Annotated in this window: 25 protein-coding genes and 2 tRNA genes; 11 read left to right on the top strand and 16 right to left on the bottom strand. The window is 49.7% G+C overall.

Annotation, left to right across the window (positions count from 1 at the left end; genetic code table 11):
* Positions 1 to 11 precede the first annotated feature (11 nt).
* The 8 genes from H9I35_RS12090 to H9I35_RS12055 all read right to left on the bottom strand — a co-directional run bounded on the left by H9I35_RS12090 (position 12) and on the right by H9I35_RS12055 (position 5,710).
* Positions 12 to 344 carry a V-type ATP synthase subunit F gene (locus tag H9I35_RS12090; protein WP_016519702.1) on the bottom strand — a complete coding sequence of 111 codons (333 nt, stop codon included), beginning with the start codon at positions 342 to 344 and terminating at the stop codon, positions 12 to 14.
* A gap of 15 nt (positions 345 to 359) precedes the next feature.
* On the bottom strand, positions 360 to 686 hold the full coding sequence (locus H9I35_RS12085) for an ATP synthase subunit C (protein ID WP_016519701.1): 327 nt from the start codon (positions 684 to 686) through the stop codon (positions 360 to 362).
* A 140-nt stretch (positions 687 to 826) separates the two neighbouring features.
* Positions 827 to 2,818: a V-type ATP synthase subunit I gene (locus H9I35_RS12080; RefSeq protein WP_187419590.1), complete on the bottom strand. Its 1,992-nt coding sequence runs from the start codon at positions 2,816 to 2,818 to the stop codon at positions 827 to 829.
* A gap of 31 nt (positions 2,819 to 2,849) precedes the next feature.
* Positions 2,850 to 3,875, bottom strand: coding sequence for a V0D/AC39 family V-type ATPase subunit (locus H9I35_RS12075; protein ID WP_187419589.1), 1,026 nt, complete (start codon positions 3,873 to 3,875; stop codon positions 2,850 to 2,852).
* A 14-nt stretch (positions 3,876 to 3,889) separates the two neighbouring features.
* A complete protein-coding gene (locus H9I35_RS12070) occupies positions 3,890 to 4,201 on the bottom strand; it encodes a hypothetical protein (RefSeq protein WP_187419588.1) in 312 nt (103 codons plus the stop codon).
* A gap of 3 nt (positions 4,202 to 4,204) precedes the next feature.
* Complete coding sequence (locus H9I35_RS12065; protein ID WP_187419587.1) at positions 4,205 to 4,669, bottom strand: PTS sugar transporter subunit IIA; 465 nt, start codon at positions 4,667 to 4,669, stop codon at positions 4,205 to 4,207.
* An 18-nt stretch (positions 4,670 to 4,687) separates the two neighbouring features.
* Positions 4,688 to 5,068, bottom strand: a complete 381-nt coding sequence (gene secG, locus H9I35_RS12060; protein WP_187419586.1) for a preprotein translocase subunit SecG — start codon at positions 5,066 to 5,068, stop codon at positions 4,688 to 4,690.
* Between the two features lie 132 nt (positions 5,069 to 5,200).
* A complete protein-coding gene (locus H9I35_RS12055) occupies positions 5,201 to 5,710 on the bottom strand; it encodes a DUF5104 domain-containing protein (RefSeq protein WP_187419585.1) in 510 nt (169 codons plus the stop codon).
* Between the two features lie 1,077 nt (positions 5,711 to 6,787).
* Here H9I35_RS12055 and H9I35_RS12050 point away from each other — a divergent pair.
* A tRNA-Val gene (locus H9I35_RS12050) sits at positions 6,788 to 6,861 on the top strand.
* 156 nt (positions 6,862 to 7,017) lie between these two features.
* On the opposite strand, the gene H9I35_RS12045 is transcribed toward H9I35_RS12050, so the two are convergent.
* Positions 7,018 to 7,209 carry a hypothetical protein gene (locus H9I35_RS12045; protein WP_187419584.1) on the bottom strand — a complete coding sequence of 64 codons (192 nt, stop codon included), beginning with the start codon at positions 7,207 to 7,209 and terminating at the stop codon, positions 7,018 to 7,020.
* Positions 7,210 to 7,312: 103 nt separating this feature from the next.
* On the opposite strand from H9I35_RS12045, the gene mtnK reads away from it, so the two are divergent.
* Genes mtnK through H9I35_RS12030 form a run of 3 tightly spaced genes read left to right on the top strand, consistent with a single transcriptional unit; the run spans position 7,313 to position 10,277 of the window.
* Positions 7,313 to 8,542: an S-methyl-5-thioribose kinase gene (gene mtnK, locus H9I35_RS12040; protein ID WP_187419583.1), complete on the top strand. Its 1,230-nt coding sequence runs from the start codon at positions 7,313 to 7,315 to the stop codon at positions 8,540 to 8,542.
* Positions 8,539 to 9,591 (top strand): S-methyl-5-thioribose-1-phosphate isomerase, encoded by a 1,053-nt coding sequence (locus tag H9I35_RS12035; protein WP_187419582.1) that lies wholly within the window; start codon positions 8,539 to 8,541, stop codon positions 9,589 to 9,591. The genes mtnK and H9I35_RS12035 overlap by 4 nt, the downstream gene beginning before the upstream one ends.
* 35 nt (positions 9,592 to 9,626) lie before the next feature.
* Complete coding sequence (locus H9I35_RS12030) at positions 9,627 to 10,277, top strand: L-fuculose-phosphate aldolase (protein WP_187419581.1); 651 nt, start codon at positions 9,627 to 9,629, stop codon at positions 10,275 to 10,277.
* Positions 10,278 to 10,381: 104 nt separating this feature from the next.
* On the opposite strand, the gene H9I35_RS12025 is transcribed toward H9I35_RS12030, so the two are convergent.
* Complete coding sequence (locus H9I35_RS12025; protein ID WP_187419580.1) at positions 10,382 to 11,095, bottom strand: late competence development ComFB family protein; 714 nt, start codon at positions 11,093 to 11,095, stop codon at positions 10,382 to 10,384.
* A gap of 30 nt (positions 11,096 to 11,125) precedes the next feature.
* On the bottom strand, positions 11,126 to 13,150 hold the full coding sequence (locus tag H9I35_RS12020) for an aconitate hydratase (RefSeq protein ID WP_187419579.1): 2,025 nt from the start codon (positions 13,148 to 13,150) through the stop codon (positions 11,126 to 11,128).
* Between the two features lie 312 nt (positions 13,151 to 13,462).
* On the opposite strand from H9I35_RS12020, the gene H9I35_RS12015 reads away from it, so the two are divergent.
* A complete protein-coding gene (locus H9I35_RS12015) occupies positions 13,463 to 14,794 on the top strand; it encodes a bifunctional folylpolyglutamate synthase/dihydrofolate synthase (RefSeq protein WP_187419578.1) in 1,332 nt (443 codons plus the stop codon).
* Here H9I35_RS12015 and H9I35_RS12010 read toward each other — a convergent pair.
* From H9I35_RS12010 to alr, 3 genes are read right to left on the bottom strand one after another with little or no spacing between them, the layout of a single operon-like run.
* The gene (locus tag H9I35_RS12010; RefSeq protein WP_187419577.1) at positions 14,791 to 15,126 is read right to left on the bottom strand and encodes a BrnA antitoxin family protein; all 336 of its coding nucleotides are present in this window, start codon (positions 15,124 to 15,126) and stop codon (positions 14,791 to 14,793) included. The two genes, H9I35_RS12015 and H9I35_RS12010, sit on opposite strands and share 4 nt — an antisense overlap.
* Before the next feature lie 37 nt (positions 15,127 to 15,163).
* Positions 15,164 to 15,394 (bottom strand): BrnT family toxin, encoded by a 231-nt coding sequence (locus H9I35_RS12005; protein WP_371809445.1) that lies wholly within the window; start codon positions 15,392 to 15,394, stop codon positions 15,164 to 15,166.
* Positions 15,395 to 15,448: 54 nt separating this feature from the next.
* A complete protein-coding gene (gene alr, locus H9I35_RS12000) occupies positions 15,449 to 16,591 on the bottom strand; it encodes an alanine racemase (RefSeq protein ID WP_187419576.1) in 1,143 nt (380 codons plus the stop codon).
* Between the two features lie 324 nt (positions 16,592 to 16,915).
* On the opposite strand from alr, the gene H9I35_RS11995 reads away from it, so the two are divergent.
* The 6 genes from H9I35_RS11995 (at position 16,916) to H9I35_RS11970 (ending at position 22,949) form a co-directional block, all read left to right on the top strand.
* Positions 16,916 to 17,902, top strand: a complete 987-nt coding sequence (locus tag H9I35_RS11995; protein ID WP_187419575.1) for a hypothetical protein — start codon at positions 16,916 to 16,918, stop codon at positions 17,900 to 17,902.
* 49 nt (positions 17,903 to 17,951) lie between these two features.
* Positions 17,952 to 19,367 (top strand): threonine synthase, encoded by a 1,416-nt coding sequence (gene thrC / locus H9I35_RS11990; protein WP_187419574.1) that lies wholly within the window; start codon positions 17,952 to 17,954, stop codon positions 19,365 to 19,367.
* 139 nt (positions 19,368 to 19,506) lie between these two features.
* Positions 19,507 to 19,579 (top strand) — tRNA-Gly (locus H9I35_RS11985).
* A gap of 722 nt (positions 19,580 to 20,301) precedes the next feature.
* Positions 20,302 to 20,673, top strand: coding sequence for a DUF488 domain-containing protein (locus tag H9I35_RS11980; RefSeq protein ID WP_016519673.1), 372 nt, complete (start codon positions 20,302 to 20,304; stop codon positions 20,671 to 20,673).
* 51 nt (positions 20,674 to 20,724) lie between these two features.
* A complete protein-coding gene (gene mnmA / locus H9I35_RS11975) occupies positions 20,725 to 21,900 on the top strand; it encodes a tRNA 2-thiouridine(34) synthase MnmA (protein WP_187419573.1) in 1,176 nt (391 codons plus the stop codon).
* 257 nt (positions 21,901 to 22,157) lie between these two features.
* Positions 22,158 to 22,949, top strand: coding sequence for a MetQ/NlpA family ABC transporter substrate-binding protein (locus H9I35_RS11970; protein ID WP_187419572.1), 792 nt, complete (start codon positions 22,158 to 22,160; stop codon positions 22,947 to 22,949).
* Positions 22,950 to 23,017: 68 nt separating this feature from the next.
* On the opposite strand, the gene H9I35_RS11965 is transcribed toward H9I35_RS11970, so the two are convergent.
* Together H9I35_RS11965 and H9I35_RS11960 are read right to left on the bottom strand one after the other, a co-directional pair.
* The gene (locus tag H9I35_RS11965; RefSeq protein ID WP_187419571.1) at positions 23,018 to 23,893 is read right to left on the bottom strand and encodes a M23 family metallopeptidase; all 876 of its coding nucleotides are present in this window, start codon (positions 23,891 to 23,893) and stop codon (positions 23,018 to 23,020) included.
* A 10-nt stretch (positions 23,894 to 23,903) separates the two neighbouring features.
* A complete protein-coding gene (locus H9I35_RS11960; protein WP_187419570.1) occupies positions 23,904 to 24,965 on the bottom strand; it encodes a WD40 repeat domain-containing protein in 1,062 nt (353 codons plus the stop codon).
* Positions 24,966 to 24,984: the final 19 nt, after the last annotated feature.

Genomic DNA, 24,984 nt, shown 5'->3' with positions numbered 1-24,984 from the left:
ACAACAGTCCTTTAAATTTTTACGCCGATTGCTTCCCCGATCGCTTCGGTAAGCGTTTTGCGCCCGCTCAAATGGCCTTCGAGCCCGGGTATCTCTACGATAAGCGGATAGTCGGCCGTCTTTTGCCATTCGAGCTCTTCGTCTTGAATATACGAGGCGGCGCTTTCCGTGAGAATGAGGACGCGGGGAATTTTTTCAACGGGAACGGATACGGGACCGCCCCTGCCGGTAACGCGGTTAAACGATTCGAGCACTTCCTGCCGCGTTTCGGCTATTGCGCCGTCAACGCCGACAAGTCGGAATGCGAGAACCATTTCGCGTTCACCGATCACAAAATAGTTCAAATCGGTTATCCTCGATCAGTTGATGATAAGGAATCCGATCAAAAAGCCCCAGAGGCAGATACCTTCGGCAAGACCGACGAAAGGAAGCGCTTTTCCCGAAAGGTTCGCGTTTTCGCTCATCGCGCCCATAGCCGCCGCTCCGATTTTGCCGACCGCCATACCTCCGCCGATGCACGCAATGCCGACCGCAAGGGCCGCAGCGATGTAGCGGATACCGCCGCTCACGGAAGCTTTCGATTCCACGGCAGGTGCGCTCTGCGTTTCATTTGAAGACTGCGCAAAAAGCGCTCCGACCGAAAAAATTGCCGAAAGAACGGCAACCGCGATAAGTTTTTTATACATAGAAACTCCCGTTTTCGGACATCATCAGCATCCGAAAAAGTTTTTATCATGCGCGTGCTTCGAAGCGAGGAGCCGTACTCCGACGTTCCGGCAAGCGCACGCTCTATATTCGAGTTTGCAACGCAAACTCATGAGGCAGCCTATTGTACGGCGCCCTGTTTATACGTAAAGCAAAACGGCGAAAACTCGACACCCGTTTCGTTGAAAAACTTCGAAAAGAATTCGTAGTATTGCAGACGCACGACTTGGATCGCGACGATCATGCCTTCAAGCACGATGACGAGCGCGTTTCCGAACACCGTGACGATGATACCGCCCGGAGAGCCGATCATGTCGGCGAGCATCGAAATGACGAACGCGAGCACCGCGTGTGCAAGCGCAAAGGCGCCGACGCGCAAAAAGCTCACCGAATTCGAAAGATAGGTCGAAATCACTTCGATGAGTTCCACGACTCCCGAAATGACGAGCGCACCGATACCGTTTTCGGCGATGGGACGCTCTCCGTCGACGAGACGCTCAAAGGGTTCTCCGAATGCGGCAAAGAACATGAGCACACCGATCACGATAAAGTCGAAACGCGACGCCGTTTGATGGAAAAACAAAACGCGTACGACAAGCGCGACGATGTACCAAAAAAAGCACGCGCCGGCAAGTCCCGTCTTTCCGAAAAGCGCGCGGCCCGGTTTTTTCACGATGAATTTATTCGTGATATTGATTATTAAACCGATCGTATTGATAAGAAAGCCGACGGCGATCGCGACGCCGAACATCGCGAACATAGCCGACGTATCGGTTCCCGACGGCATGAGCTTTATGATGGGCGTGTGCGGCTTTCCGAAAAATCCCGTCACCCAATGCGCAAAGGGTTCGAGCAGGGTTTCGTTCGTAAAAAACTCACCCGTCAAAAGTCCCATGATCATACTGCTCGCTCCGACCGCGATAAAAACCGGAGCCGATCTGTTGTACGAGCCGATACGCAAAATCCGTTTTTCGAGCAAAATGCCGAGCAAAAATATGACAAGCCCCTGTCCGAAATCTCCGAACATGATGCCGAACAAAAGCGTAAAAAAGAGCGCAACGAAGGGCGTCGGATCGATCGTACCGTAAACGGGAGCGCCGTAGCTGAAAAGCATACGTTCGAAGCCTTTGACGAATTTCCGGTGATGCACTTCGACCGGCACTTGCTCTTTTCCGTTTATGACCGACGGTACTTCGGACGGCAGATATTCGCGGATAGCGATCCGTCCCTCCGTCAGTTCGTCGAGCTCTTTCATCATCGCTTTGCTGTCGCGGGATGAAACCCAACCGGTCAAACGGTACACGAGTTCGGTCGACTGCAGTTTGGATTCGACATCCTGAATCTGCATACCGATCGAAAACGCGCCGAGGAGCGCAAGCAGTTTTTCACGGTGCGTTTCGGCAAAATTGCTTCGCTCTTTTTCCATCGCGGCGACTTTTTGTGCGGCGACGCTTTTTTCGTTTTTGAGGCCGACAAGCACATCGTCGGGGATCCCTTTAAAATCCTGGGGGATTTCCATATTGACGAAATTGAATTTTTTCAATTCCGTGTCGAGGGCAAAGCGGCCTTTTTTAGAAGACGCCGCGAGGATGCGCGAATTGTCGTTGCCGAGCGGAATGACGACAGCCCGCTCCCCGACCGCATCTTTGAGCGCTTCAAACAGTGTCGGATCGATTTTGCCGATCCTCAACGAAAGGAACGACAGGTGTTCGAGCTCCGAATAAGAGGCTTTCAAATTCGAAAAGGCGAGCGCTTCTTTATACGCATCGTCGACACGCTTGGCTTCTTCGATGCTCCCGGTAACGCGATGTTTCAAATCGTCGACCGCGGCAAGCAGTTTTGCAGCATCGTCCCTGTCCGCATCGGAAGGTGCGCTGCACGATCGCCCGTCGTCCGTTCTGTCGGGAACGGCGAGAAAAATCCGAGCGCGCTGGAGATTGTCGAAAAACTCTTTGTCGGCATTTTTAAAAGCGTCGGAAGGAGAAGCATCTCCTTCGTGCAGTCTTGTCTGAAACTGAAAGTTACCCTTTTTGCCGAGATATTCGATTACCTTTGAAATATCCTGCCGGAGCGTCATAAGCTCTATGAGCCGCATTTCAGTCGTTCGTGCCATATTTTACCTTCCAGCCTTTTGCTGCAATATTTTATGATCGGGCTTTCGCCGCCACTCCCGCAATCTTCATCGCTTCTTCCGCGCCTACATTGAGACGGATACTTTCCGCCGCCGTCCGTATGATATCGCATTCGTGCTGCTTTATCTTAAACCACGAAATAAGCACGACATCGGTCAGCGGATATCGGTGGAAAAGACGCTCGGCGCGGCGGTTTATGTCGGCTTTGCACGCGTCTTCCATCCAGCGCGGATCGAGCTTCCACACGGCCCCCTCTTCGTGAGGATTGAGCAGCGGCGCATACTGCCAGTCCTTCCAATCGGCATAAGCGTCGACCGCTTTGTCGAGAATCGCGATCGCAGGGCCTGCAATCGGATCGGACGATTCGCGTCCGTCGTTCGCATACGCGAGGTGCGTCAATATCTCGTCCTTTTTCATGTCGTAGTACACTTTCAAACGGAGCGCCCACACGATGTTTTGCATAACATAGTAATGCGTAAAAAAATCGACGACGGGCTTTTTAATTTCTCCGCGCACTTCGTTTACGCACTGCCACATGAGCTTGACGTATTGACTGTCGAGCTTTGCATTGACGATGTGCTGCTCGTGGATATCGGGCACCGAATCGTACCATGCAAACGGAGTTCCCTTCGTGATCGAAGCGATATTCGGCCACGCTTTATAATCGAGCACACCGTATGAGCCGAGCGCAGAGAGGTGCGGCATCTTTTCTTCTTTTAAGCACAGAGCCGCGCTTATCGTCTTTAAATTTTCGACGACGTAAAAGTACAGAAGTTCGGTCAGAATTGCATTCGGCTTATCGTACATTTCGACAAGCGAAATATACTGTGCCAAAAAGCGGTCTTCCGCTTCTTCTTCCAATTTTTCGACAAGCATCGCCTGCGGGATGAGCGGCACTTCCGTGCCGAATACGAGCGTCCACAATTCGGGAAGCGTCTTTACGGCGAACAGAGCCGAAGAACGTTCTCCGACAAAGGCTTTTCGGAGCATTCCCGCAGCCTTAGCGTTTACATAAGAAGCAGCACCGGAGTATTCCATACGCGCGCCGTCCGTCAGTTTGCCGCAAGCAGCGTATCGAGCAGCTTATAAAAAGCTCCGGTATCCTGTGTCGTATTTTGAATTTCGGATCGATATGCGGCGATCGTCTCCGCGTGTTTTTCATCAATGGCTTTAGTCTGCGCTTTATAATCGCTTTCGAATTTTGCCAAGATCTCGTCGTGTTGTTTTTTATAATCGTTTTCCGCTTCGGCACGGTATGCGGCAATGCGCTTATCGGCTTCGGCCTGCGCATCGGATGTCAAAAGCGATGCGCGTTTTTCCACGTCGAGCAGATGATTGATAACATTGATTTCGCTTTCGGACATAGACTACCCCTGTAACGACATTTCAAAATTACATACGGCGTCGAATATTTCCTGCGGCGTCTTTTTTTCCATAATTGTTTTTAAAAAATCGGGTGCCTGCAAAAGGTTTGCTGCATCCTTCATCGTCTGAAGATGCGATTCCGTATCGCCTTCGGCAAAGAGCATCATGATGATAAAGTTTACGGGGCTGCCGTCGAGGGAATCGTATTCGACTCCGTTGCGGCTCAAGCCGAGAGCCAAAGCGGTACCGCGCATCGAAGCGCACTGTGCGTGAGGAACGGCGATACCGGGGATGATACCGGTAGTCTGCAGCGCTTCCCTCTGCATGAGCGCGTTCAGCGCATCCTGTCGATCTACGGACGGCTGCGACGCGACAATCATTTCGAGCATCTCTTCAAATACTTCGTCTTTTTCCGCGCTTTCCAAATCTGCGTTGATATTCGCGGGAGTGAGTAAATGACTTAACATCGCTTATCGCCTCCCTGCTCACTGCTGCGGTTCGACCGCCGCACTTCCGGCATTGTCCGCCGTACTTTGAGAATCGGATGATTTCCACCAATCGTTAGACTGCGTTTCGGCAGGAGCCGCGCCCGGCTGTACGGTTTCGGAAGGAACGAGATTTTGTTCGAGACGCGGCCGCTTGTTCAGCAACGCGAGCGCCAACGCAAACACGAAAAAGAGCACGACGAGCACGAAAGTCGTCTTCGTCAGGATATTTGCAGAATGAGAACCGAATGCCGTCGTTCCGCGGCCGCCCAAAAGGCCGCCCATGCCGCTCGAACCGTCATCCTGCACAAGAATAATAAGGATAAGCAACGCGCACGCAATGATAAATGCGACGAGCAGAATTATACGAATAGCACCCATTTTATATACTCCCGTAAACAAATCCCCGCAGAAAAGCGAAGAGAACAATATCGATAGTTCCGATATATTAACCTAATTGTGTACTTTGGTCAATCGGAGATTCGGAGATTCTCGGCGACCGAAAAAAGGAATTTACTCCGGAATAAAAATTCCCGGTTTCATATCTTGCCAATAACAAAAATATTTATCCTCATCGCTTTCTTTTATAATTTTCAAACTTCTTATCCCCTCCTTTTTATTATCAAAAGAGTCTTTTGCGATGAATATATAATCCATTATAAAATCAGTATCATTTATATGTAATTTATAGCTTGTATGAAATTCAGAAGAATTAAATTTTCCTTCAATTATTATATCTACTCCCATAGCTGTTTTTTCGTACCCAAAAATATTTCCCGAACAAAACGTATATAATTTCAAAATATCATTTTTTAAGGTTTTTTGAGAAAAAATCACTTCATCTGAAAATAAAGCATACAAAGTATCCACATTTTTTTCTTCTATGCATTGTATTATTTTATTTGCTGCATCCAAATTCTTTTGTTCTTGTATTGCAAACCCCATCCGTCGCTTCTCTTGACAACTTGAAAAACCAAATACATACAAAATTATAAAAACGACAATACTTTTTTTGTTCATCATTATGTACCTTTTCTCTCCGCCGATGTATTATATCATAAAATCAACTCCGCAACTTAAAAGAAATAAAGCATAATAACAAATATCCTTTTCATACGCCCCTCTTAAAAATCAATTATGGCGGATAACCATTAAATACCTCCGCAGTCCGCCGAATCCGCACACAAGCGTCTGCCGTACTTTACGCTGCCTTATTTATAACAACGCTTTTACATCTTATATTGTCGATTCACCACGGAGATACGTCCATATTATTTCCCTAATCAATATTTTACCGGAAATTTTCTTAAATTATTAATAATTATTAATATTACGTACTATACAATCCGCCCTCTTAAAACGGTTCCAGAGGCACGAAACGTTTATACGGTTTTCCATCGCGTATCTTTGCTTCTCGAATAAATATTTTATCTTGAGTGCCGATTGAATCCATAAAAAATTTATACCTCGTATAGGTCTCACCTCCGTATCGGTAATCGTAGAATTCCATATATCTGCTGTATGTTCCGCGCTTATTGGTATAAAACACAAATCCTGCAGTTCCCGCTTCCGGTTTCGGCGTTCTATTATTCGGATACATTTTGTAGATATCAGAAATTTTATAATTATTCGGATTCCATATTATTCCGTTCTGTGCTTTAGGATCAAACCCGTTTTCAAGCGCAGCTTTCCCCGCATAAAATCCGCACGTCGTATTTGCATCATAAAAAATAAGATTATAGAGCCGAGATGCCAACAATATATTAATAATCCATAAAATAAAACCGACCCAGCAAAGTAAATTATTATCATATATTCCGCCGAGACACATGACCGACAATGTCGGCAGAGTTACAATCAACACCCCCGACGCAAGCGTCGGGGTATGTTGTTCTCATAAGATGGTTGCAGTCGGCTTTAATACCCTTTGTTACGACGCAAGCGTCGGGGTATTAAACCCTCCGCACGAATAAAATATCCCCATTTTTCTCGTATTCTCATATTCAATGCCGACCGCTTGGATCGTAATTTTTGTTATAATAATATAAAAATCAATAAGTTGACAGTATCCGCATATTTCTTTATACTTAAAAAATATACGGACGATTAGCTCAGCTGGTTAGAGTACCTGGTTTACACCCAGGGTGTCGGGGGTCCGAATCCCTCATCGTCCAAACACTCTCCGTTCGGGACTGTCCGACGCCTGCTGTTTTCGGACAGTTTTTTGATTTTATATGCGCGGTAAAGTGTCCGACTTTCAGATTTCGCCGTATTTTTTCTTCGACGCAGTTCGATTTTTTAATCATAATGGTGTGCATTCGTAATATATGTTACCGCAAAAAATAATATGCGCCGTACGGAAAAAGTTTGCACGAAAAGCGTCTACAAGCCGCCATCGCCGGTATCTCTCCCGTTTCAATAATACCCTTTGCATGGTATCCTATACTGATGTTCGTCTTCGGCGTCATCTTTATCATCCTCGGAATCGGAGAGCCGAAATCAAAAAAGGCATAAAAAATCATTAAGCGATTGAAAGCCGATTAAAAGCGCTTCCGTTTTGATCGGCGTTTTCAAAGCCGCCCGCGTACGGACGGCAAACGAAACGCGTACGCATACGAGGTTCGAATGGCGGAAAAATATGCAAAGCACTTTTTGCTGAATACGGAAACGGCAATCGAATATGCGCGAGAGGTACTCGACTATTTTGATGCGGACGAAGAGCTCGGCTGTACGGAGATCGGCGACGGAAATATCAACTATGTGTTCAAAGTGTTCGGTAAAACGAGCGGCAAGTCTCTCGTCATAAAACAGGCGGACACGCTGCTTCGCTCTTCCGGCCGTCCGCTTGACATGCACCGCAACAAAATCGAAGCGGAGATTTTGAAAATCGAGAAATCGCTCGCACCGGACTTCGTGCCCGAAATCTATCACTACGACGAAGCGATGTTCGCACTGTCCATGGAAGATATTTCGGCGTATAAGAATTTGCGCAAAGAGCTCGCCGCGGGGAAAATCTTTCCGGCATTGAGCGATGAGCTTTCGACATTTCTTGCAGACACGCTGCTTCCGACGACGGATTTGGTTATCGGAAGAGCTGAAAAAAAAGAGCGCGTCAAGCTTTTTACGAATCCCGAACTCTGCGATATTTCCGAAGATTTGGTGTTTACCGAACCGTATTGGGATTATAAAAAGCGGAACGTCATCATACCGGAAAACGCAAGCTTTGTCGAAAAAGTGCTGTACAAAGACAAAGCGCTGCATGCGTGCGTCGCGCGACTCAGGGACGATTTTATGAATCACGCGCAGGCGCTCGTTCACGGCGATCTGCATTCCGGTTCCATTTTCGTAAATGAAAACGGCATAAAAGTCATCGATCCGGAGTTCGCGTTTTACGGTCCCATGGGTTACGATGTCGGAAACGTCATCGGAAATCTCTTTTTCGCGTATGCGAACGCGTATTGGACGAAGCCTGAAAATGCGGAATTTTTATCGTGGGTTCAAAAGACGATTGCGGACGTTTTCGATTCGTTCAAAACGAAGTTTGAAAAAAAATACGATGAGCTTGTCGAATTCCCTCTGTATAAAAACGAGCGCTTTAAAAAAGCGTATACGGAGAGCGTACTTGCCGATTCGGCGGGCTATGCGGGGACGGAAATCATCCGGCGAGTCGTCGGGGATGCGAAAGTGTCGGAAGTGACTTCCGTGACGGATACCGCGCTGAAAGTACCGCTTGAAAGGAGTCTCATCCTGCTCGGAAAAACCTTTATAAAGCGGACGGACGATATGAAATCGGGAAGCGATCTCGTGCAGGCGGCAAACGATATTTTCGACTGCGCGAAACGAGGTGAACTATGAAGCGGTGCGATTTCGATTTGCCCTTTTTGCTGAGATACGAAAACGTCGCGTGGTACGAAAACGGAAAAGTGCGCATATTGGACAGACGCATCTATCCTACGGAAATAAATTTCGTCGAATGCGCTTCGTATCAGGAAGTTGCACAGGCGATCGCCGATATGGTTACCCAAAGCGCAGGTCCCTATACGGCGGCAGGTATGGGTATGGCGCTTGCGGCTTACGAAGTAAAAGACAAAAGCGCCGCTTCGCAGCTCGATTTTTTACGGCAAGCGGCGCACGACATATCGCATGCAAGACCGACGACGGCAAACAGGATGAGTATCGTCACGGATGGCTGTCTCAAAGCGGCCGAGGGCGCGATCGCTGCCGGAAAAAACGTGTGTGAGGCGATCTTCGAGCGGACAATCGATTCGCTTGAGCGCCGCTACGGCACTATGGAAAAAGTCGGCGAATACCTCGCTGCTCTTTTTCCGAAAGGCGGAACGATACTTACGCAGTGTTTCGGCGAAACGATCGTCGGTATGATGCTGCGTGCGGCAAAAAAAAGCGGCAATGAGTTGAAACTCTACTGCGCGGAAACGCGGCCCTACCTGCAGGGTGCGCGCCTTACGTCGAGCTGCTGTTATGAAATGGGTTTCGATACGACTGTCATCACGGATAATATGGTCGCCTATGCGATGCAAAAAAAAGGCATCGACGTCTTTACGTCGGCGGCAGACACCATCGCTCGCGACGGCTGCATCGCAAATAAAATCGGCACGTTTCAAATCGCGATTTTGGCAAAGCACTTCGGCATCCCGTATTTTGTGACGGGCATACCGGACGCGGATAAAATGACGATGCGCGATATCGTCATCGAAGAGAGAGATCCGTCCCTCGTGCTGAGTTCGGGCGGAAGGGTGAATACGCTTCCCGGCGTCAAAGGAATCTACCCTTCGTTCGATATCACGCCTCCGCATTTGATAAGCGGCGTCGTCACCGATAAAGGCGTTTTTACGCCCTACACGCTGAACGAATATTTCGACACGAAAACGGATGATTATTATTGATAAAACGACTGTATTTTTTTGGAGGTAAAACAGATATGTATGACAAAGAGCGTGAAGCCATCGTCGACTTCGGTAAGCGTTTGATTACGGAGCATCTCACATCGGGAACGAGCGGGAACATAAGCATTTTCGATCCGGAAAAAAAACTCATGATCATCAGTCCGTCGGGCATTCCGTATTTCGATACGAAAGAAAGCGATATCGTCGTAGTCGGCTTGGACGGAAAAACCGTCGAAGGTGACAGAAAACCGTCGAGCGAATGGGCCTTGCATGCGGCAATGTACGAGGCAAAACCCGAAGCGAGGGCGGTCGTACACACGCATTCGATGTACTGCACCGTGCTTGCATGTCTCCATGAACCCATCCGCGCGGTGCACTATGTCGTCGCGGATGCGGGAGCTCCGGAAGTTCCTTGCGCTCCGTACCGAACTTTCGGCACGATCGAATTGGCAAAAGAAGCAAAAGACGCGATCGGAGAAAGCGACGCAGTGCTTTTGGCAAATCACGGTATGCTCGCCGTCGGAAAAGATTTACCTTCGGCCTTCGGTTTGGCGCGGGGCATGGAATTCTGCGCCGAAGTGCAGTACCGCGCGATGTGCGCCGGAAAACCCTTCGTACTGCCGGATGACGAAATGGAGCGGGTGATCGAAAAATTCAAAGGCTACGGACAGGTAAAAAACAGATAGATTCAAGGCTCTGTCCGAAAACGAAAGCTTTCGAACGGAGCCGGACAAAAACAGACGCGGGAAACGCGAAGCACGGGCGCTTCAGTCTCAAGCACGTTTCCCGATCACTCCATAGGATTTTTTATATCGCTTCGAAATAAAAACAGATCCTGTATTTTCAGAGAATAAGAAGTATGCGCTTCGCTCTGCCGTTCGGCTTCGCTTACGAGAGGAACGCTGAACGCGTGGCTTACGCTTTCGTAACCTTCGGCTCCGACTTCAATCGTAAACGTAAAGTATTTGCTTTCGCCGGCTTTATCCGCTTTCATAGGCTTTACCAAAAACGAATACGATCCGTTTGTCACAGAGTATGTTTTGCACGGATTCGCCCATGTTTTATCGATCATCTCCGCGTTGCCCTCGCCGTATTTTAGCGTGATCGTACAATCGATAAGCGGCTCGAAAGACGCGCCGTCGAAAACGCTTCCCGAAAAAATCGGAAAATTGAACGAAACTTCGGGTACTTGAGAACGTGCGCTCGGCGCAATATCCTTGTGATACGGACGCTTGGTCGAATTGATTGCTCGTACGGCTTCTATGACAAGCGCATCGACATCGGCTTTTATCTGCGGCGTCGGAACAAGCTTCATCGTATGCACGACGCCCCTGCCCGAAACGACATAACGCGGAGGAATGCGGTTCAGCACATAACATACGACATCAAGTCTGCAATCTTTACAGTCGCATGTAAGCCATGCCGGCTTCGTTTCATTGAGACGTTCGTACATGAGATTTGCACGCGCCGTTATCAATTCTTCCATTACGTTGTGAACTTTCATATTTCTCCCGCACTAAAAAAACATATTTTATTAATTTCCGCCCTTACGGGTATAAGATGCAAGCCCTCCGGCAAGCAGGATTAAGCGGCTGCGTTTGGCGAGCTCGTTCGTACCGATGATTTTTTTTCCGTTGACGGATATTTCGAACGGGCATCCCGTCTTCAGCGCTTCGGCGATATTTCCGATTTCAAGCACATCGCCTTGCCTGATCGATTCATAATCGGCGGGATTTGTAAATTCCATCGGAATGATGCCGTAGTTTATCAGATTCGCCTTATGGATGCGTGCAAAGCTTTTTGTGATGACCGCGCGCACGCCGAGATACATCGGCCCGAGGGCGGCGTGTTCGCGTGAAGACCCCTGTCCGTAATTTTCGCCTGCGACGATAAAACAGCCTGCAAAACGCATTTGCTCCGCACGGTCGTAAAAAGTTTCATCGATACGAGAAAAAGTAAATTTGCTTATCTCGGGAATATTCGAACGGAACGGAAGCACTTTCGTTCCGGCAGGCATAATATCGTCGGTCGAAATATTGTCGCCCGCTTTCAACAGCACCGGCAATTTGAGCGACGACGCACACGGCGGACAGGGCGGACATTTTTTGATATTCGGTCCGCGGATCACTTCGATCTTTTCCGCTTTTTCCGGCGGGAGCGGAGGGATGAGCAGACCTTCGTCTTTCGCGGCTTTTTTAATAATTTTTGCATCGAGGCGCGCGTCGTTTCCGTCGAGGAGACTCACGCGGCGGGAGCGCACGTATGCGCGGTCGGTATACGAAAGCGTTTCGGCTTCGGTGAACACGCCCGTAACCGCGGATGCGGCGGCCGTTTCGGGGGAAACCAGATAGACCTTTGCATCGGCCGTTCCGCTTCTGCCTTTAAAATTGCGGTTGAACGTGCGAAGCGACACCCCTTCGCTGTTCGGTGCAAAGCCCATGCCGATGCACGGACCGCACGCGCTTTCAAGGATACGGAAGCCCGCTTCGATAAGAGTGCCGAGTATGCCCGCTTTTTCCGCCATCATAAGTGTCGCCCTGCTTCCCGGCGCTATGCCCGCTTCAACTCCCGGCGCTATGTGTTTGCCTTTGACGATCGCAGCGACCGTTTCCAAATCGTCGAGGGAGCTGTTCGTGCACGAACCGATGACGACCTGCGTTACAGGTTTACCCGAAAGATTTTTTACCGCAGTGACGGCGTCGGGAGAATGCGGCTGAGCGGCGAGCGCCGACAGTTTTGTCAAATCGATTTGGATGATTTTATCGTATTCGGCGCCGATATCGGCTTCCAGTTTCGTCCAATCTTTTGCCCTCCCCATCGACGCGAGAAAGGTTTTTGTTTTGGCATCCGACGGAAAAACGGAACAGGTTGCGCCGAGCTCCGCTCCCATATTCGTAATCGTTGCGCGCTGCGGAACGGTAAGCGTTTCGACGCCCGAACCGAAATATTCGTAGACCGCGCCGACTCCTCCTTTTACCGTTTCACGCCTCAGCACTTCGAGGATGATGTCTTTTGCGCTAACGCCTTTTCGAAGGCATCCGGTAAGCTGTACGCCGAAGACTTTCGGCATCGCCAAGTGAAAGGCGCCGCCGCCCATTGCGACGGCAACGTCGAGTCCGCCCGCTCCGATCGCGATCATGCCGATACCGCCGCCGGTCGGCGTGTGACTGTCGCTGCCGAGCAGCGTTTTACCCGGCTTTCCGAAACGTTCGAGGTGTACTTGATGACAGATGCCGTTTCCCGGCCGCGAAAAATAAAGACCGTATTTTTCGGCAACACTCTGCAGATAACGGTGATCGTCCATATTTTTAAAATCGGTTTGCAGCGTATTATGATCGACGTAAGAAACCGAGACTTCCGTTTTGACGCGGGGGACGCCGATCGTTTCGAATTGGAGATAGGTCATCGTTCCCGTCGCATCCTGCGTCAATGTTTGATCGATGCGGATCGCGATATCGTCTCCTCTCCGTATCGGCTCTCCCGGTACGAATCTCGTGTCGGGACATGCGTCGGGAATGATGTGCGCCTGCAATATTTTTTCCGTGAGCGTTAAGGACATAGCGTTACCTCGATATTTTTACACGAAATGCATTTTAACAGATTTCGTACTTCTTTTCAACGCGCAGGGATTTATGCTCACGAATTTATATTTCGAATTTGTGCTGCAACGAACGGATTTTTCCTATCGTCTTTACCGTTACGCATACATAACGACGTCTCGGATACGGTGTGCCGCAGTGCCGTCATCACTTTTTAAAAACGATATATTTTTGTCCGAAAAAATTCATCACGGTAAAAACGATGCTCCCCAAAATCATCGCAGCGTTTTCGCCCCTGCACTTAAAAGCAAATCCGTGCTATACTCGCCGTCATGGAAAATTCCCCCGCGATGCGCAGCTTTGAAACGTGGCTCGATTCGTTTATCAATTTTGAAAAGCTTCCTCAAAAGAATATGTTTTGGCTCGACACGATGCGTTTTTTTTGCGAACGGCTCGGGCATCCCGAAAACTCATCTCCATGCTTTCACATCGCAGGCTCAAAGGGCAAAGGTTCGGTTTCAAAGATGATCGCATGCATTTTACAGGAAGCGGGTTTTTCCGTGGGCCTCTATGCCTCTCCGCACGTAAGCGATTTCCGTGAACGCATAGCACGGCCCGACGGCTTTTTCGACGATGCCGTCTACGAGGGTGCCGCAGCGGAACTGATGAATGCGGTGCAATCGGCTGAAAGCGAAAAAAGAATTCCCCGCACCCTTACGTGGTTCGAACTTGTGACGCTCTACGCGTTTTTGTGCTTTCGCCGTGCGCGTACCGATTGGAACGTATTTGAAGTCGGCTTGGGCGGCAGGCTCGACGCGACAAACGTCGTCACGCCGAAACTCTGCTGCATCACGCCGATCGAACTCGAACACACCGACTATCTCGGCGACACGATTGAAAAAATCGCCGCTGAAAAAGCGGGCATCATAAAGCCCCTTACCTCTGTCGTCGTTTCTCATCAATCGAGCATATCGGTCAGCCGAGTGTTTCAACAAGCCGCACAAAGCGCCGATGCGCGATGCGCTTTTACAGATGATATAATAAGATTTCGCGATATATCCTATACGGACGATTACCGCATGAACGTGTGTTTCGAAAGTCCGCTGTTTTCCCGCCCCGTACGGACGACGCTGCGCATGCTCGGCTCGGCACAGGCGCAAAATGCGGCGCAAGCCGCCCTCGCGGTAAAAACGGCGATTCCCTCGCTTGACGAAGCCCTTATCGAAAAGGGACTCGCAAAGGCAAGTCTTCCCGCACGCTTTGAAATCGTGCCGTACCGCAATGCCGCCGTCGTCTTTGACGGAGCGCATACGGTTTCGAGCATGCAAAATACGCTTTCTGTCCTTACCGCACTCTTCCCGGAGCGAAGCTGCCATCTGCTTTTTGCGCTCGCAGCCGACAAAAACGCCGAAGCGATCGTACCTCTTTTCCGCGGTACCTTTCATTCGATTACGCTGACAAAACCCGGGCTTACAAAACACGGCGACCTGGAACGTGCAGCCGCTGCATGTAAAAATGCACGTCTTTCGTTTACCTGTGAAAGCGATTTTGAAAAGGCGGTACATAATGCATTCAAAAAAGCCGAAGCCGCTTCCGCCGTCCTGCTCGTTTCAGGCTCTTTTTACCTCGCTGCAGATGTGAAGCGCATTATGAATTTTTGTTAATGTTCCGCGCGTCTTTGTAAAAACGCATGCGCACGCAAAACATCATTCATCTTTGTTTGGTATTCCCTGCCCTGCGATTTGTACCATTCGAGAACATCGGTATCGATCTGCAAATGAATTCCCGTTTTTTTCGCTTCGCGCCATTCGGGATGAACTTCATACCATGGACGAAATTTTGCGAGTTCCTCTTTTGTCTGCTTCGGGCAATCAGGATCGTCTTCTGCAGTACCGGCACGAACCTGAGCTGCTGCGCGGCGGATAACATTCTTTTCTTCTTCGGTAAGCGGATTTTTTTTCACTTCATCGAGCGTCATAGTTATTAAAGTATTCATCGATTTCCTCCTTTTCCGCAGGGCGCGCAGAAATAATTCAGACTCTATTTTCATCCACTTCCGTATAAACAACAAAAAGAATATCATCAACCATACCGATTACATCCCATCTCTCTTCATCGAATGTTGAATGCTGTGAATCATATTTTTCAATACGTTTGTTGTCGGAAAAAACTTTAACCGCTATTCGGAATGAGATCCCGTTATGTTTTTCAATGTTGCGCTTTTCTTTATCCGGATCCCACTCAAATGATAACACCTTCCGCATCCTCCGCCGCTATCAGTATACACATAATCGTGTACGCAAACAAGATTTTCCGCGCTAGACTTCCGTACGCGGCACGCGCTTTGCAATGCCCGTCAGAATTTCATACGAAATCGTACCGGAAGCCTTTGCGATGTCCGCCGCCGTTTGCAGCGCGCCGGAATTTTCAGGGCCGAATATGAGAGCTTTATCCCAGCGATGCACGCCGCTTGAACCGACATCGACCATACACTGATCCATACAGATGCGCCCGACGACGGGATAATTTTTTCCGTTGATCGCAACGCACAGACCGGGAGACAAGTTCCGCGGCAATCCGTCGGCGTAACCGATCGGAAGCGTTGCAATGGCGGTATCGCATTCGGCAGTCCACGTGCGGTTATACGAAACCGCCTCCCCTTTTTTTATCGATTTGATCGCAACGACTTCGCTTTCAAGAGCCATCACGGGCTCAAGCGTACACGGCTTTCCCCGCTCGGCACAGTAAGCGCCGTCGATGCTCCCGTCAAAATAGCCGTACATAACGATTCCGGGCCGCACCATATCGAGCTGCATTTCCGGCCGGTCGATCAGCGCCGCAGAAGCCGCGCAATGTCTGATGCCCGGATCGATACCTTCGTCTTCGATCGATTTGACGGCGCGCATAAAATTCGAAAATTGATCGTCCGTATACCGCCTCGCCGCCTCATCCGTTTCATCCGCAGAAGAAAAATGCGTACACACACCTCCGAGCGAAAGATGCGGCAAATTTACGATGCGCTTTGCAAAACGTGAAGCTTCATCGACGGAACATCCTATGCGGTGCATACCGGTATCGACAGCAATGTGCACGGAAAATTTCCCCGAAGCGTATTTTCCGGCAGCGGCATTGAAAAGTTCGGCATAGGCTTCATCGCACACGAGAGGGGTAAGCTTATATAAAACGGCGTCTTTCATCTCGTCGGGCGTACACAAACTCAAAAGCAAAATCGGAGAGGCGACGCCGCTTTCTCGGAGTTCGATCCCTTCGTCGACGGTCGCAACGGCACAAAACGCTGCACCGAAAGCAAGCGCCGTCTTTGCGGCAAAAACAGCGCCCGAACCGTAACCGTTCGCTTTCACCGCAGCGCAGATTTTCACATCTTTTTTAATAAAGGATTTAACGACGGAAAGATTATGTATCAAATTGTTTTTATAGACGACCGCCCGTGTACTTCTCATAGTACGCCTATTTTAGATAGACGGCGCCTTTTGGGCAACAGGGCAAGAGCGAAAAAATCCGAGCAGTGCGTCACTTGCAACGAGCGCGAAGCGCGAAGTTCCCCGCGCAGGTTTTTTTCGCGTCTCCTATGAGAGAAAAACGGCTTGGCCGTTTTTCAACTCCCTGCTTAAAATCCAAATCACGGAAACTTGAGATTTTTTCAAAAAGACGATATACTATTTTATATAAAGCGTTATGGGGAGCGAGGCTGTCTGAAAACATCGGTTTTCGGATATTTGTGCATTCGATTTTAAAATTAATAATTTCAATAAACAAGGAACCGTATGATTATTTTAATAAACAAGTGCCGTCCGATCGCTCTGGCGGCATTGCTTTTTTCAGCGCTTTTATCGGGCGCACACGCATCGAAAAAAGGTGCAAAATCGGCGGAAAAACCCCTTCCCGCACCGGTCGAAGAAGCCGCTGCGGAAGAGCCGGAAACGCCGAGCCCCGACGGCATCGAACAAAACGAATTCTTAACGAAGATTTCCGGCATCGCTTTGAACGTCGTCTCTTTTCCGAAGCAAACGGTAAAGCACGTCCCTTTTCCTTCGGCATATACGCTCCTCGTAAAAGACGCCGACGGAAAAGAAGCGGCAGGCATGTCGATAACCGTTTCGTACCCCGCATCGCGCTCGGACGATGCCATCGTCTACGATACAGCCGTTTTGACAACCGATGAAAACGGCCGCATCGATTTTATGCCCGCCGTACCGACCGCATCGTTCGACGAAGTTCTAAGCTTTTATCCGACACCCGTCAATTCGAATCCCGAAACCGTCGAAGCCGCTCTGGCTGCAAGCGTGACCGCTCCTTACAAAGTCCGTACCGACTTGGCAAAAAAAAGCGGCATCCTCTACGTATTCGATTTCGATGAAAACGGCCGCGCACTTACCAATTCGCGCTACATTTTAAGAGACTTTATCAATTCCGGTGTCCGCTCGGGAAACTCTCCCATCCCCTCTCCGAATTATCTGAACAAAAGCATCGACGCTCTTTACAAAACGACGCGCGCCATCGTCGGAGATTCGGCGGGTTTTATGGTATCGGGTTCGATAAAATTTGCCGAACCTTCGGAACGCAGAGATGACGGCACGTATACGAGTACCCTCGTCGCGGACATTGTGTGCATCGATATGCGAAACGGAGAAGTACTGTATAAAACGCGGCAGACGGCATCGGAAACGGGGACATCGCAGTATCTCGCTGCGGAAGCATGCCGTAAAAAAATCGCTTCGCAAACGGTACGCGCGATACTCTACGGAATGTAACGATAAAATCGATATTATTAATTTTTATTAATTTTCGAAAGGAGATGGTATGAAGTACACCGACACGCGAGATGCAAGTGTAAAAACCGATTTTCGAACCGCCGTCATGGGCGGCATGAACCCCGTAACCGGCGGACTCTATATGCCCGAATCCTTTCCGCACATCGATCGGGCGCTTATCAATAAAACGCCCGCACCGTGTTTCCGCGATATCGCATTCAATATGGCCAAGCCCTACGTCGAAGGGGAAATACCGGACGACGAACTCAAAGGCATTATCGAAGACGCATATCCGTTTTCGCCGAAACTCGTTCCCCTCGATTCTATCACCTATGTGCTGGAACTCTTTCACGGACCGACATGTGCGTTTAAAGATTTCGGCGCACGTTTTATGGCGCGCGTGATGTCGTTTTTTAATAAAACCGAAAAAGGTACGCTTCATATCCTCGTCGCAACTTCGGGCGATACGGGAAGCGCCGTCGGAAGCGCGTTCCATAACGTAGCGGGTCTCGACGTGACGATCCTTTATCCCGAAGGAAAAGTGAGCGCACTTCAGGAAAAACAGCTTTCAACCTTTACCGGAAACGTGCGGGCGCTCAAAGTACGCGGTACTTTCGACGATTGCCAAAAGCTTGTCAAAACCGCCTTTACCGATGCCGAATTGCGAAAAAATTTCCGGCTCTCTTCCGCAAATTCCATAAACATCGCACGCCTTTTGCCGCAGAGTTTTTATTATATGTACGCTTCTCTCGCTTCTCGCGACAGAGTAAAGCTCGACAGCAAAATCGACTCTCCCGCCCTCATCATGTCCGTTCCGTCGGGCAATTTCGGAAATCTCACGTCGGGCCTCATCGCGCGCGAAATGGGAGCGCCGATCACCGGTTTCATCGCCGCGACGAATACGAATCATACCGTTCCCGACTGGATCGCCACCGGAGAATACCGCGCGCGCGCGTCCGTCGAAACGTACGCAAACGCGATGGACGTCGGCGCTCCGAGCAACTACGAGCGCATCGCCGCAATGTATTCGCTCGAACAAGTACGAAGCCTCTTTGCATCGTACTGGCTCGACAACGACGGCATTATGAACGCCGTCCGATCGTGCCATGCAAAAACGGGATATATCACCGATCCGCACGGAGCGATCGCGTGGAAAGCGTGGGACGATATCAGAAGCGGCTCCATGCAAAATCTCATGGGCGGCATCAAAGGCGCAAGCGAAAAGCCCGGCCTCACGCCGAACGTCCCCGATTGGGCTCGCTTCGTCGCGGAAAAAAAGAGCGTCGGCATCATCCTTGAAACGGCCGATCCCGCAAAGTTCAGCGAAACAGTCGCCAAAGCCTGCGGAAGAGAGCCGCCCATACCCGACAGACTCATGCAAGTGATGCAGCTCCCCGACAACGCCGTCCCGATGGAAAACGATTACGAAGCGTTCAAATCCTGGCTCACATCGCATTTGGCCTAAGTACCGTCGCTTTCGCGGAGTGAAGCGCCGCCGAGTACAGACAAAAACTTGTCGTGCAGAATCGGAAGCGCTTCGGCGCATATAAGCAAAACGCGCCGTTGACACACTCCGCCGTTTTCGATATAGTAGTATCACTTTTGCGGTAGTCGTATAACGGCTCATTACCCCAGCCTTCCAAGCTGGAGACGAGGGTTCGACTCCCTTCTACCGCTTAGGAAACCGGTTTGTAATATGCAAGCCGGTTTTTATTTTTTTATTTCGATATATAAGCATTGCTATACGGGAGTCGAAGGCACAGTGCCGCGCGGCAGGCGCCGCGAAAAGACGGCAAGGATGCCGTCGTCAGGCACTGTGACCGGCCTGCAGAGAGCGTACAGGATGTACGCGACCGGAAGGCGACTCCCTTCTACCGCTGAAAAAAAGAGTTTGCAAGTTGCAGACTCTTTTTTTTATTTTCAATATGATTCCTGCTTTTTAGATAAGGGAGTCGAAGCGAACGAGCGCCGAGCAAAGCGAGGGAGAGGCGGCAAGGATGCCGCCGGAAGTGAGTAAGCCGGCCTGCAGGAAGCGTACAGGATGTACGCGACCGGAAGGCGACTCCCTTCTACCGCTTAGGAAACCGGTTTGTAATATGCAAGCCGGTTTTTATTTTTTTATTTCGATATATAAACATTGCTATACGGGAGTCGAAGGCACAGTGCCGCGCGGCAGGCGCCGCGAAAAGACGGCAAGGATGCCGTCGTCAGGCACTGTGACCGGCCTGCAGGGAGCGTACAGGATGTACGCGACCGAAAGGCGACTCCCTTCTACCGCTGAAAAAAAGAGTTTGCGAGTTGCAGACTCTTTTTTTTATTTTAAATAAACCGTATCATCGCCTCGACTTTTTCGGCAAAACTTGATTTTTCTACCTGAAAGCCGTATCATTATAATAACTATGAAAGGAAAATTGCTTATAAAGCGGGTATATCTTCCGGCTGCGGACGACGACGGAGAGCGCTGTCTCGTAGACCGCCTGTGGCCGCGGGGACTGAAAAAAGAAAATGCCGCCATAGACGGCTGGTTCAAAGATATCGCTCCGTCGAACGAAATACGAAAAGATTTCAATCACGAACCGGAAAAATTTCCGGCATTCCGCGCAGCATATAAAAAGGAACTTGCAAAAAACGATGAAGCGAAACGATTTGCACTCGAATGCGCGCAAAAGCTTAAAACGAAAAACGTAACGCTGCTCTACGGTGCAAAGGACAGCGAAAACAATAATGCCGTCGTACTCCGCGATTGGATTTTGCAAAAAATTAAACAATAATGCGAAATGCGCGCCCTTTTATAAATCCGCTTTTTTCGCTACACTGCCGATATGAATTTTATTATGCAAAAACTGCCTGAAGCGGGCGATACCGTTGTCGTAGGTCTTTCAGGCGGCGTCGATTCGACGGTCACAGCCCTGCTTCTCAAGCAAAAAGGCTGCAATGTCATCGGCGTGACCATGTCGATGTGGAAGGGCGATTTACCCGAACTGCCCGACGGAAAAAAACTGCGTTCTTCGTGTTACGGTCCCGACGAATCGGAAGATATAGCGGGATGTGAAAAATTCTGCAAAGAAAACGATATACTCTATCGCGTCATAGACGTAAAAGACGAATATCAAAAACAAGTGCTCGATTATTTCAAATCGGAATACCGCGCAGGCAGGACGCCGAATCCGTGCATCCGCTGCAACAGTTTTGTTAAATTCGGCGCGCTGCTCGAAGGCGTACAAAGGCAGGGCATCGCCTACGATTATTTTTGCACCGGTCACTATGCGCGCATCGTACGGCCTGAAACGGGGCTTTGGCATACCGATGCGAAACCCGCGATGATTGCGACCGCTCTCGACAGTGCGAAAGATCAAACGTATTTTTTATATCGGATTCCGTCCGCGACGCTCGAGAGGGTGCGCTTTCCGCTTGCGGAACTTGAAAAAATGCATGTGTTCCGCATTGCGCGTGAAAATCGCCTCGCTGCCGCGGAAAAAGCCGAAAGTCAGGATTTTATTCCTCCCGAATATTTCGATGCGTTATTTTCCGATAAAGAATCGATTCCGGGCGATATCATCGATCTCGACGGACGCGTACTCGGCCGTCACCGCGGTATCGAACATTATACGGTAGGTCAAAGGCGAGGACTCGGAGTATCGTCGGTAAAACCGCTGTACGTCCATTCGATCGATGCGGCAAACAATCTCGTCATCCTTTCGGGAAGCGAAGATTTGAACGCGAACGCGCTTATCGCCGACGATTTCGTGTGGCCGGGCAATGTCGCGCCGGACGCGCCGTTCGACGCTTTTGTAAAAATCCGCCTCGCCTCCCGTCCGATACCTGCGCGAATCGAACCTTATACGGCGCAAAAAGGGGAATCCTTTGTCGGTAAACCGTACCGCATCGCATTCAGGGAAAACGCCCACGCCGCAGCTCCGGGACAGTCCGCCGTACTCTACATCGACGGCGTTATCGCAGGAGGCGGCATTATCCGCAGAACCGACAATGACGCGTAAACGGCATGATCCGAAAATCAATATTTAACCTATTGACAAAGTAGGAAATACTATATATAGTCGCCGCTATCGGCATCGCCGGCATTCCGGGGCGCTTTATTTACATACGGTTAGGGGGAAATTTCCCGACGGAAGTTTCCCGATTTTTTTATTAATGGACATAATAAAAAGCGACGTCTGAAATATCGGCGTCACTAAAGTTCGGAAACAAAAAACGCTGAAGCGTTTCTTTATAGACAATATCAGGAGATACTATCATGAAAAAGAGTATTTTAGCGATTGCAGCGGCCGCCGCGGTATCGGTCGGCTGCTCGAAAAAATCGGAAACGAAAGTGCTGACGGTCGGCGCAACGCCCGAACCGCACGCGGCGATCCTCAATCTGCTCGTCGACGATCTTGCAAAAGAAGGCATTACGCTGAAAGTGCAGGAATTCACCGATTACGTCGTGCCGAACGAAGCGGTCGAATCGGGACAGATCGATGCGAATTATTTTCAGCATCTTCCCTACATGGAATCCTTTAACAAAGAACGCGGCTTCCATCTCGTAAGCGTTGCGGGCATTCACATCGAACCGCTCGCATTGTATTCGCACAAAATAAAGAGTACCGATGATCTCAAAAGCGGATCGGTGATCGCGATCCCGAACGATCCGACAAACGAAGGCCGTGCGCTGCTTTTGCTGCAGTCGAATGGTTTGATCAAACTCGACGATAAAGCCGGCCTCACCGCAGTTCCCGCCGACATCACCGAAAACCGTTTGAATCTCAAATTCCGCGAAATCGAAGCGGCATCCCTTCCCCGCACGCTCGACGACGTCGACGCCGCGGTTATCAACGGAAATTACGCGCTTCCCGCAGGCCTCACCGCTTCAAAAGACGGACTCCTCGTCGAAGGCGCGGATTCGCCCTATGTCAACATACTCTGCGTCAAAGACGGCGTTCAAAACGACGAACGCATCAAAGCTCTTGTCAAAGCAATGACGAGCCAAAAGGTAAAAGATTACATAGCCGAACATTATCCGAACGGCGAAGTCGTCGCGGTGTTTTAACATCGAAGGCATCGAAAGATTTCTGTTTTTCGATGCCTTTTTAAATTTATTAATAAATTATTTTAATTTTAATAAATCGTCAGAGAATACGATGTCGCCGTCACATCCCCCAATATATCGGTGAGGGCGATACCGAGCGTGTTTTTTCCCGGCGTGAGCGTCGCTTCTCCTAAAAGCTGCAGACGCGCATCGGGATAAAGCGCTTCTTTCGGATAATTTTTCCGCCCGACGACGTAGACGACACTTCCGTTTTGGATAAGCTGGTCATACGAGATTTCATCGGCAACTATTCCGTTTACGACGACGCGCGTCTTATACGGAATGGCGACGCTTTGCCGCTGACGGTAAACTCGATACGAGCCTGCAGGCAGCGTTCGCTGAACAAGCAAATCGTAGCGCACTCCCTTACCCTCAAGCGTGATACCTGAAAGCGAAAGCGCGAGTTCTTTACCGACTCTCGGCATGAGAACTCTCGGATTTACCGCATTTCCGTTTGCCGTATCGATCGTTTGAAATTCGAGGCTCGAACGCCCCTGCTGCCAGCCGGCGTTTCCGCTCGAACCGAAGACCGTTCCCGTCTCCGCTTTTTCCGAGTCGTAGAGAGAAGCGGGAATCGTTTCTTTGTCGATATTTCCGTACACCGTCATGAGATCGTCTCCGTGCGCGAGTATGACGGCGTTTCCGAGCGCCGACGGAAAAAACACGGAATCGTCTTCGTATTCGTTTATGATCGCAACGACATATCCGTTATCGGCGGCTTTTATATCCGACGTATCGGCAAAGATGAGAGACGTGCTGATTATGCCGCCGCGGAGCTGACCGAAATACGAATAAAACGTATCCGACATCACTTCATCCTGCGGCCAGTCGAACGCAGTAAGCGGCAAAGCTGCAAGGAGCAACAGTGCGAGCAGCGGTACGGTACATATCGATTTTCGTTTCATAGTTTTCCCGTTAATTTTTTATAATCGTCATTCGAGAGATCGTCGAATCTTTTCCGACAAAGAGGTTTTCACCGTCCGTACGGATAAATGCGGATTGCGCTTCAAACGAAAACGAACCGTTCATCGTATCGAATTTTTCGATCGCATATACCGTATACTGAGTATCGTCTTTTGTAAGCACGAACACGAGATCGCCGCACTCTTCAAGCGAAATCGCCTGTCCTCGGATCGGAAGATGAGATGCTTTGCCGCTCTTCGTATCGACGATGCCGAGCGTGTCTTTATAATTGTACCACACGGTAGATCCGTCTTTGCTGAACTCGACGAGACGCTGACGAGGGTCGCTTTGCGCGATGTATTCGTGAAATACGATCTTCGTTTGCGCATCGTATTTTTTCATCAACACGAAACGCTGCCGGTTTTGTCCGGCAACCAACGCGATCATAGAACCGTCGGAAGAAAGAGCGGCGCCGAGGATCACTTGGTAGTCGCTTCCGCCGGGCGAGAATTTTTGAATCACCGTCCCGTCAGAAGAAAATTGTCTCACCGTCCCGTCGGCAAATCCCGCAACGCAGCCGGAAGGCGACGAATCGAAAGCGGTGATCGGAACCGTGCCGTTGTATTCCCATTTGCGTTTTCCGTCGGAATCGCACTCGACGAACGAAGCGCCCCCTGCCAAAAAAACGAAGATGCGGTCTTTATCGAAGAGCGGAAAACCGCTTTCGGTTAGCGTGCCGGCCTTTTCTCCGTCGGGCGTAAAAAATTCGATCGACGAACCGTAAGTATTGTACGGAGCATAATATCGTTCCGAAATCGCAGCTTTAAACGGAAATGTTTCGACCGATAAAAGTTTGCCGCTTTCGGTAAAATACCCCATCGTCTGTCCGAGTTTGAAATACAGCGGCTTTTCGCCCGAGGCATCAGCCTTTTGTATTTGCGCGTTCACATCGAGTTTCCATTGCGGTATAAACTGATGCTCTTTTGCAAGAGGTTCGGCAGCTAAAATAATATATACGATGCTGAATACGATGCCCAAAAAGACATAAAAAGCGGCACCTTTTTTATGTTTCATGATGGAAAATATGCTATAG

The organism is Treponema sp. Marseille-Q4132, from assembly GCF_014334835.1.
Lineage (GTDB): Bacteria > Spirochaetota > Spirochaetia > Treponematales > Treponemataceae > Treponema_D > Treponema_D paredis.
The sequence above is the reverse complement of the archived record's forward strand: the minus strand, read 5'-3'. Positions and strand labels throughout refer to the sequence as shown.

What these genes read in the sequence shown, in the direction of transcription:
- H9I35_RS11970 (WP_187419572.1), top strand. Translation starts at nt 22,158, where the DNA reads ATGAAAAAGAGTATTTTAGCGATTGCAGCGGCCGCCGCGGTATCGGTC.
- H9I35_RS12065 (WP_187419587.1), bottom strand. Translation starts at nt 4,669, where the DNA reads ATGTTAAGTCATTTACTCACTCCCGCGAATATCAACGCAGATTTGGAA.
- H9I35_RS12070 (WP_187419588.1), bottom strand. Translation starts at nt 4,201, where the DNA reads ATGTCCGAAAGCGAAATCAATGTTATCAATCATCTGCTCGACGTGGAA.
- H9I35_RS12085 (WP_016519701.1), bottom strand. Translation starts at nt 686, where the DNA reads ATGTATAAAAAACTTATCGCGGTTGCCGTTCTTTCGGCAATTTTTTCG.
- H9I35_RS12005 (WP_371809445.1), bottom strand. Translation starts at nt 15,394, where the DNA reads ATGCGGAAGGTGTTATCATTTGAGTGGGATCCGGATAAAGAAAAGCGC.
- mtnK (WP_187419583.1), top strand. Translation starts at nt 7,313, where the DNA reads ATGGCGGAAAAATATGCAAAGCACTTTTTGCTGAATACGGAAACGGCA.
- H9I35_RS12075 (WP_187419589.1), bottom strand. Translation starts at nt 3,875, where the DNA reads ATGGAATACTCCGGTGCTGCTTCTTATGTAAACGCTAAGGCTGCGGGA.
- H9I35_RS12080 (WP_187419590.1), bottom strand. Translation starts at nt 2,818, where the DNA reads ATGGCACGAACGACTGAAATGCGGCTCATAGAGCTTATGACGCTCCGG.
- mnmA (WP_187419573.1), top strand. Translation starts at nt 20,725, where the DNA reads ATGAATTTTATTATGCAAAAACTGCCTGAAGCGGGCGATACCGTTGTC.
- H9I35_RS12025 (WP_187419580.1), bottom strand. Translation starts at nt 11,095, where the DNA reads ATGAAAGTTCACAACGTAATGGAAGAATTGATAACGGCGCGTGCAAAT.
- H9I35_RS12035 (WP_187419582.1), top strand. Translation starts at nt 8,539, where the DNA reads ATGAAGCGGTGCGATTTCGATTTGCCCTTTTTGCTGAGATACGAAAAC.
- H9I35_RS12010 (WP_187419577.1), bottom strand. Translation starts at nt 15,126, where the DNA reads ATGAATACTTTAATAACTATGACGCTCGATGAAGTGAAAAAAAATCCG.
- H9I35_RS11995 (WP_187419575.1), top strand. Translation starts at nt 16,916, where the DNA reads ATGATTATTTTAATAAACAAGTGCCGTCCGATCGCTCTGGCGGCATTG.
- thrC (WP_187419574.1), top strand. Translation starts at nt 17,952, where the DNA reads ATGAAGTACACCGACACGCGAGATGCAAGTGTAAAAACCGATTTTCGA.
- H9I35_RS12015 (WP_187419578.1), top strand. Translation starts at nt 13,463, where the DNA reads ATGGAAAATTCCCCCGCGATGCGCAGCTTTGAAACGTGGCTCGATTCG.
- alr (WP_187419576.1), bottom strand. Translation starts at nt 16,591, where the DNA reads ATGAGAAGTACACGGGCGGTCGTCTATAAAAACAATTTGATACATAAT.
- H9I35_RS11965 (WP_187419571.1), bottom strand. Translation starts at nt 23,893, where the DNA reads ATGAAACGAAAATCGATATGTACCGTACCGCTGCTCGCACTGTTGCTC.
- H9I35_RS11980 (WP_016519673.1), top strand. Translation starts at nt 20,302, where the DNA reads ATGAAAGGAAAATTGCTTATAAAGCGGGTATATCTTCCGGCTGCGGAC.
- H9I35_RS12045 (WP_187419584.1), bottom strand. Translation starts at nt 7,209, where the DNA reads ATGATTTTTTATGCCTTTTTTGATTTCGGCTCTCCGATTCCGAGGATG.
- secG (WP_187419586.1), bottom strand. Translation starts at nt 5,068, where the DNA reads ATGGGTGCTATTCGTATAATTCTGCTCGTCGCATTTATCATTGCGTGC.
- H9I35_RS12030 (WP_187419581.1), top strand. Translation starts at nt 9,627, where the DNA reads ATGTATGACAAAGAGCGTGAAGCCATCGTCGACTTCGGTAAGCGTTTG.
- H9I35_RS12055 (WP_187419585.1), bottom strand. Translation starts at nt 5,710, where the DNA reads ATGATGAACAAAAAAAGTATTGTCGTTTTTATAATTTTGTATGTATTT.
- H9I35_RS11960 (WP_187419570.1), bottom strand. Translation starts at nt 24,965, where the DNA reads ATGAAACATAAAAAAGGTGCCGCTTTTTATGTCTTTTTGGGCATCGTA.
- H9I35_RS12020 (WP_187419579.1), bottom strand. Translation starts at nt 13,150, where the DNA reads ATGTCCTTAACGCTCACGGAAAAAATATTGCAGGCGCACATCATTCCC.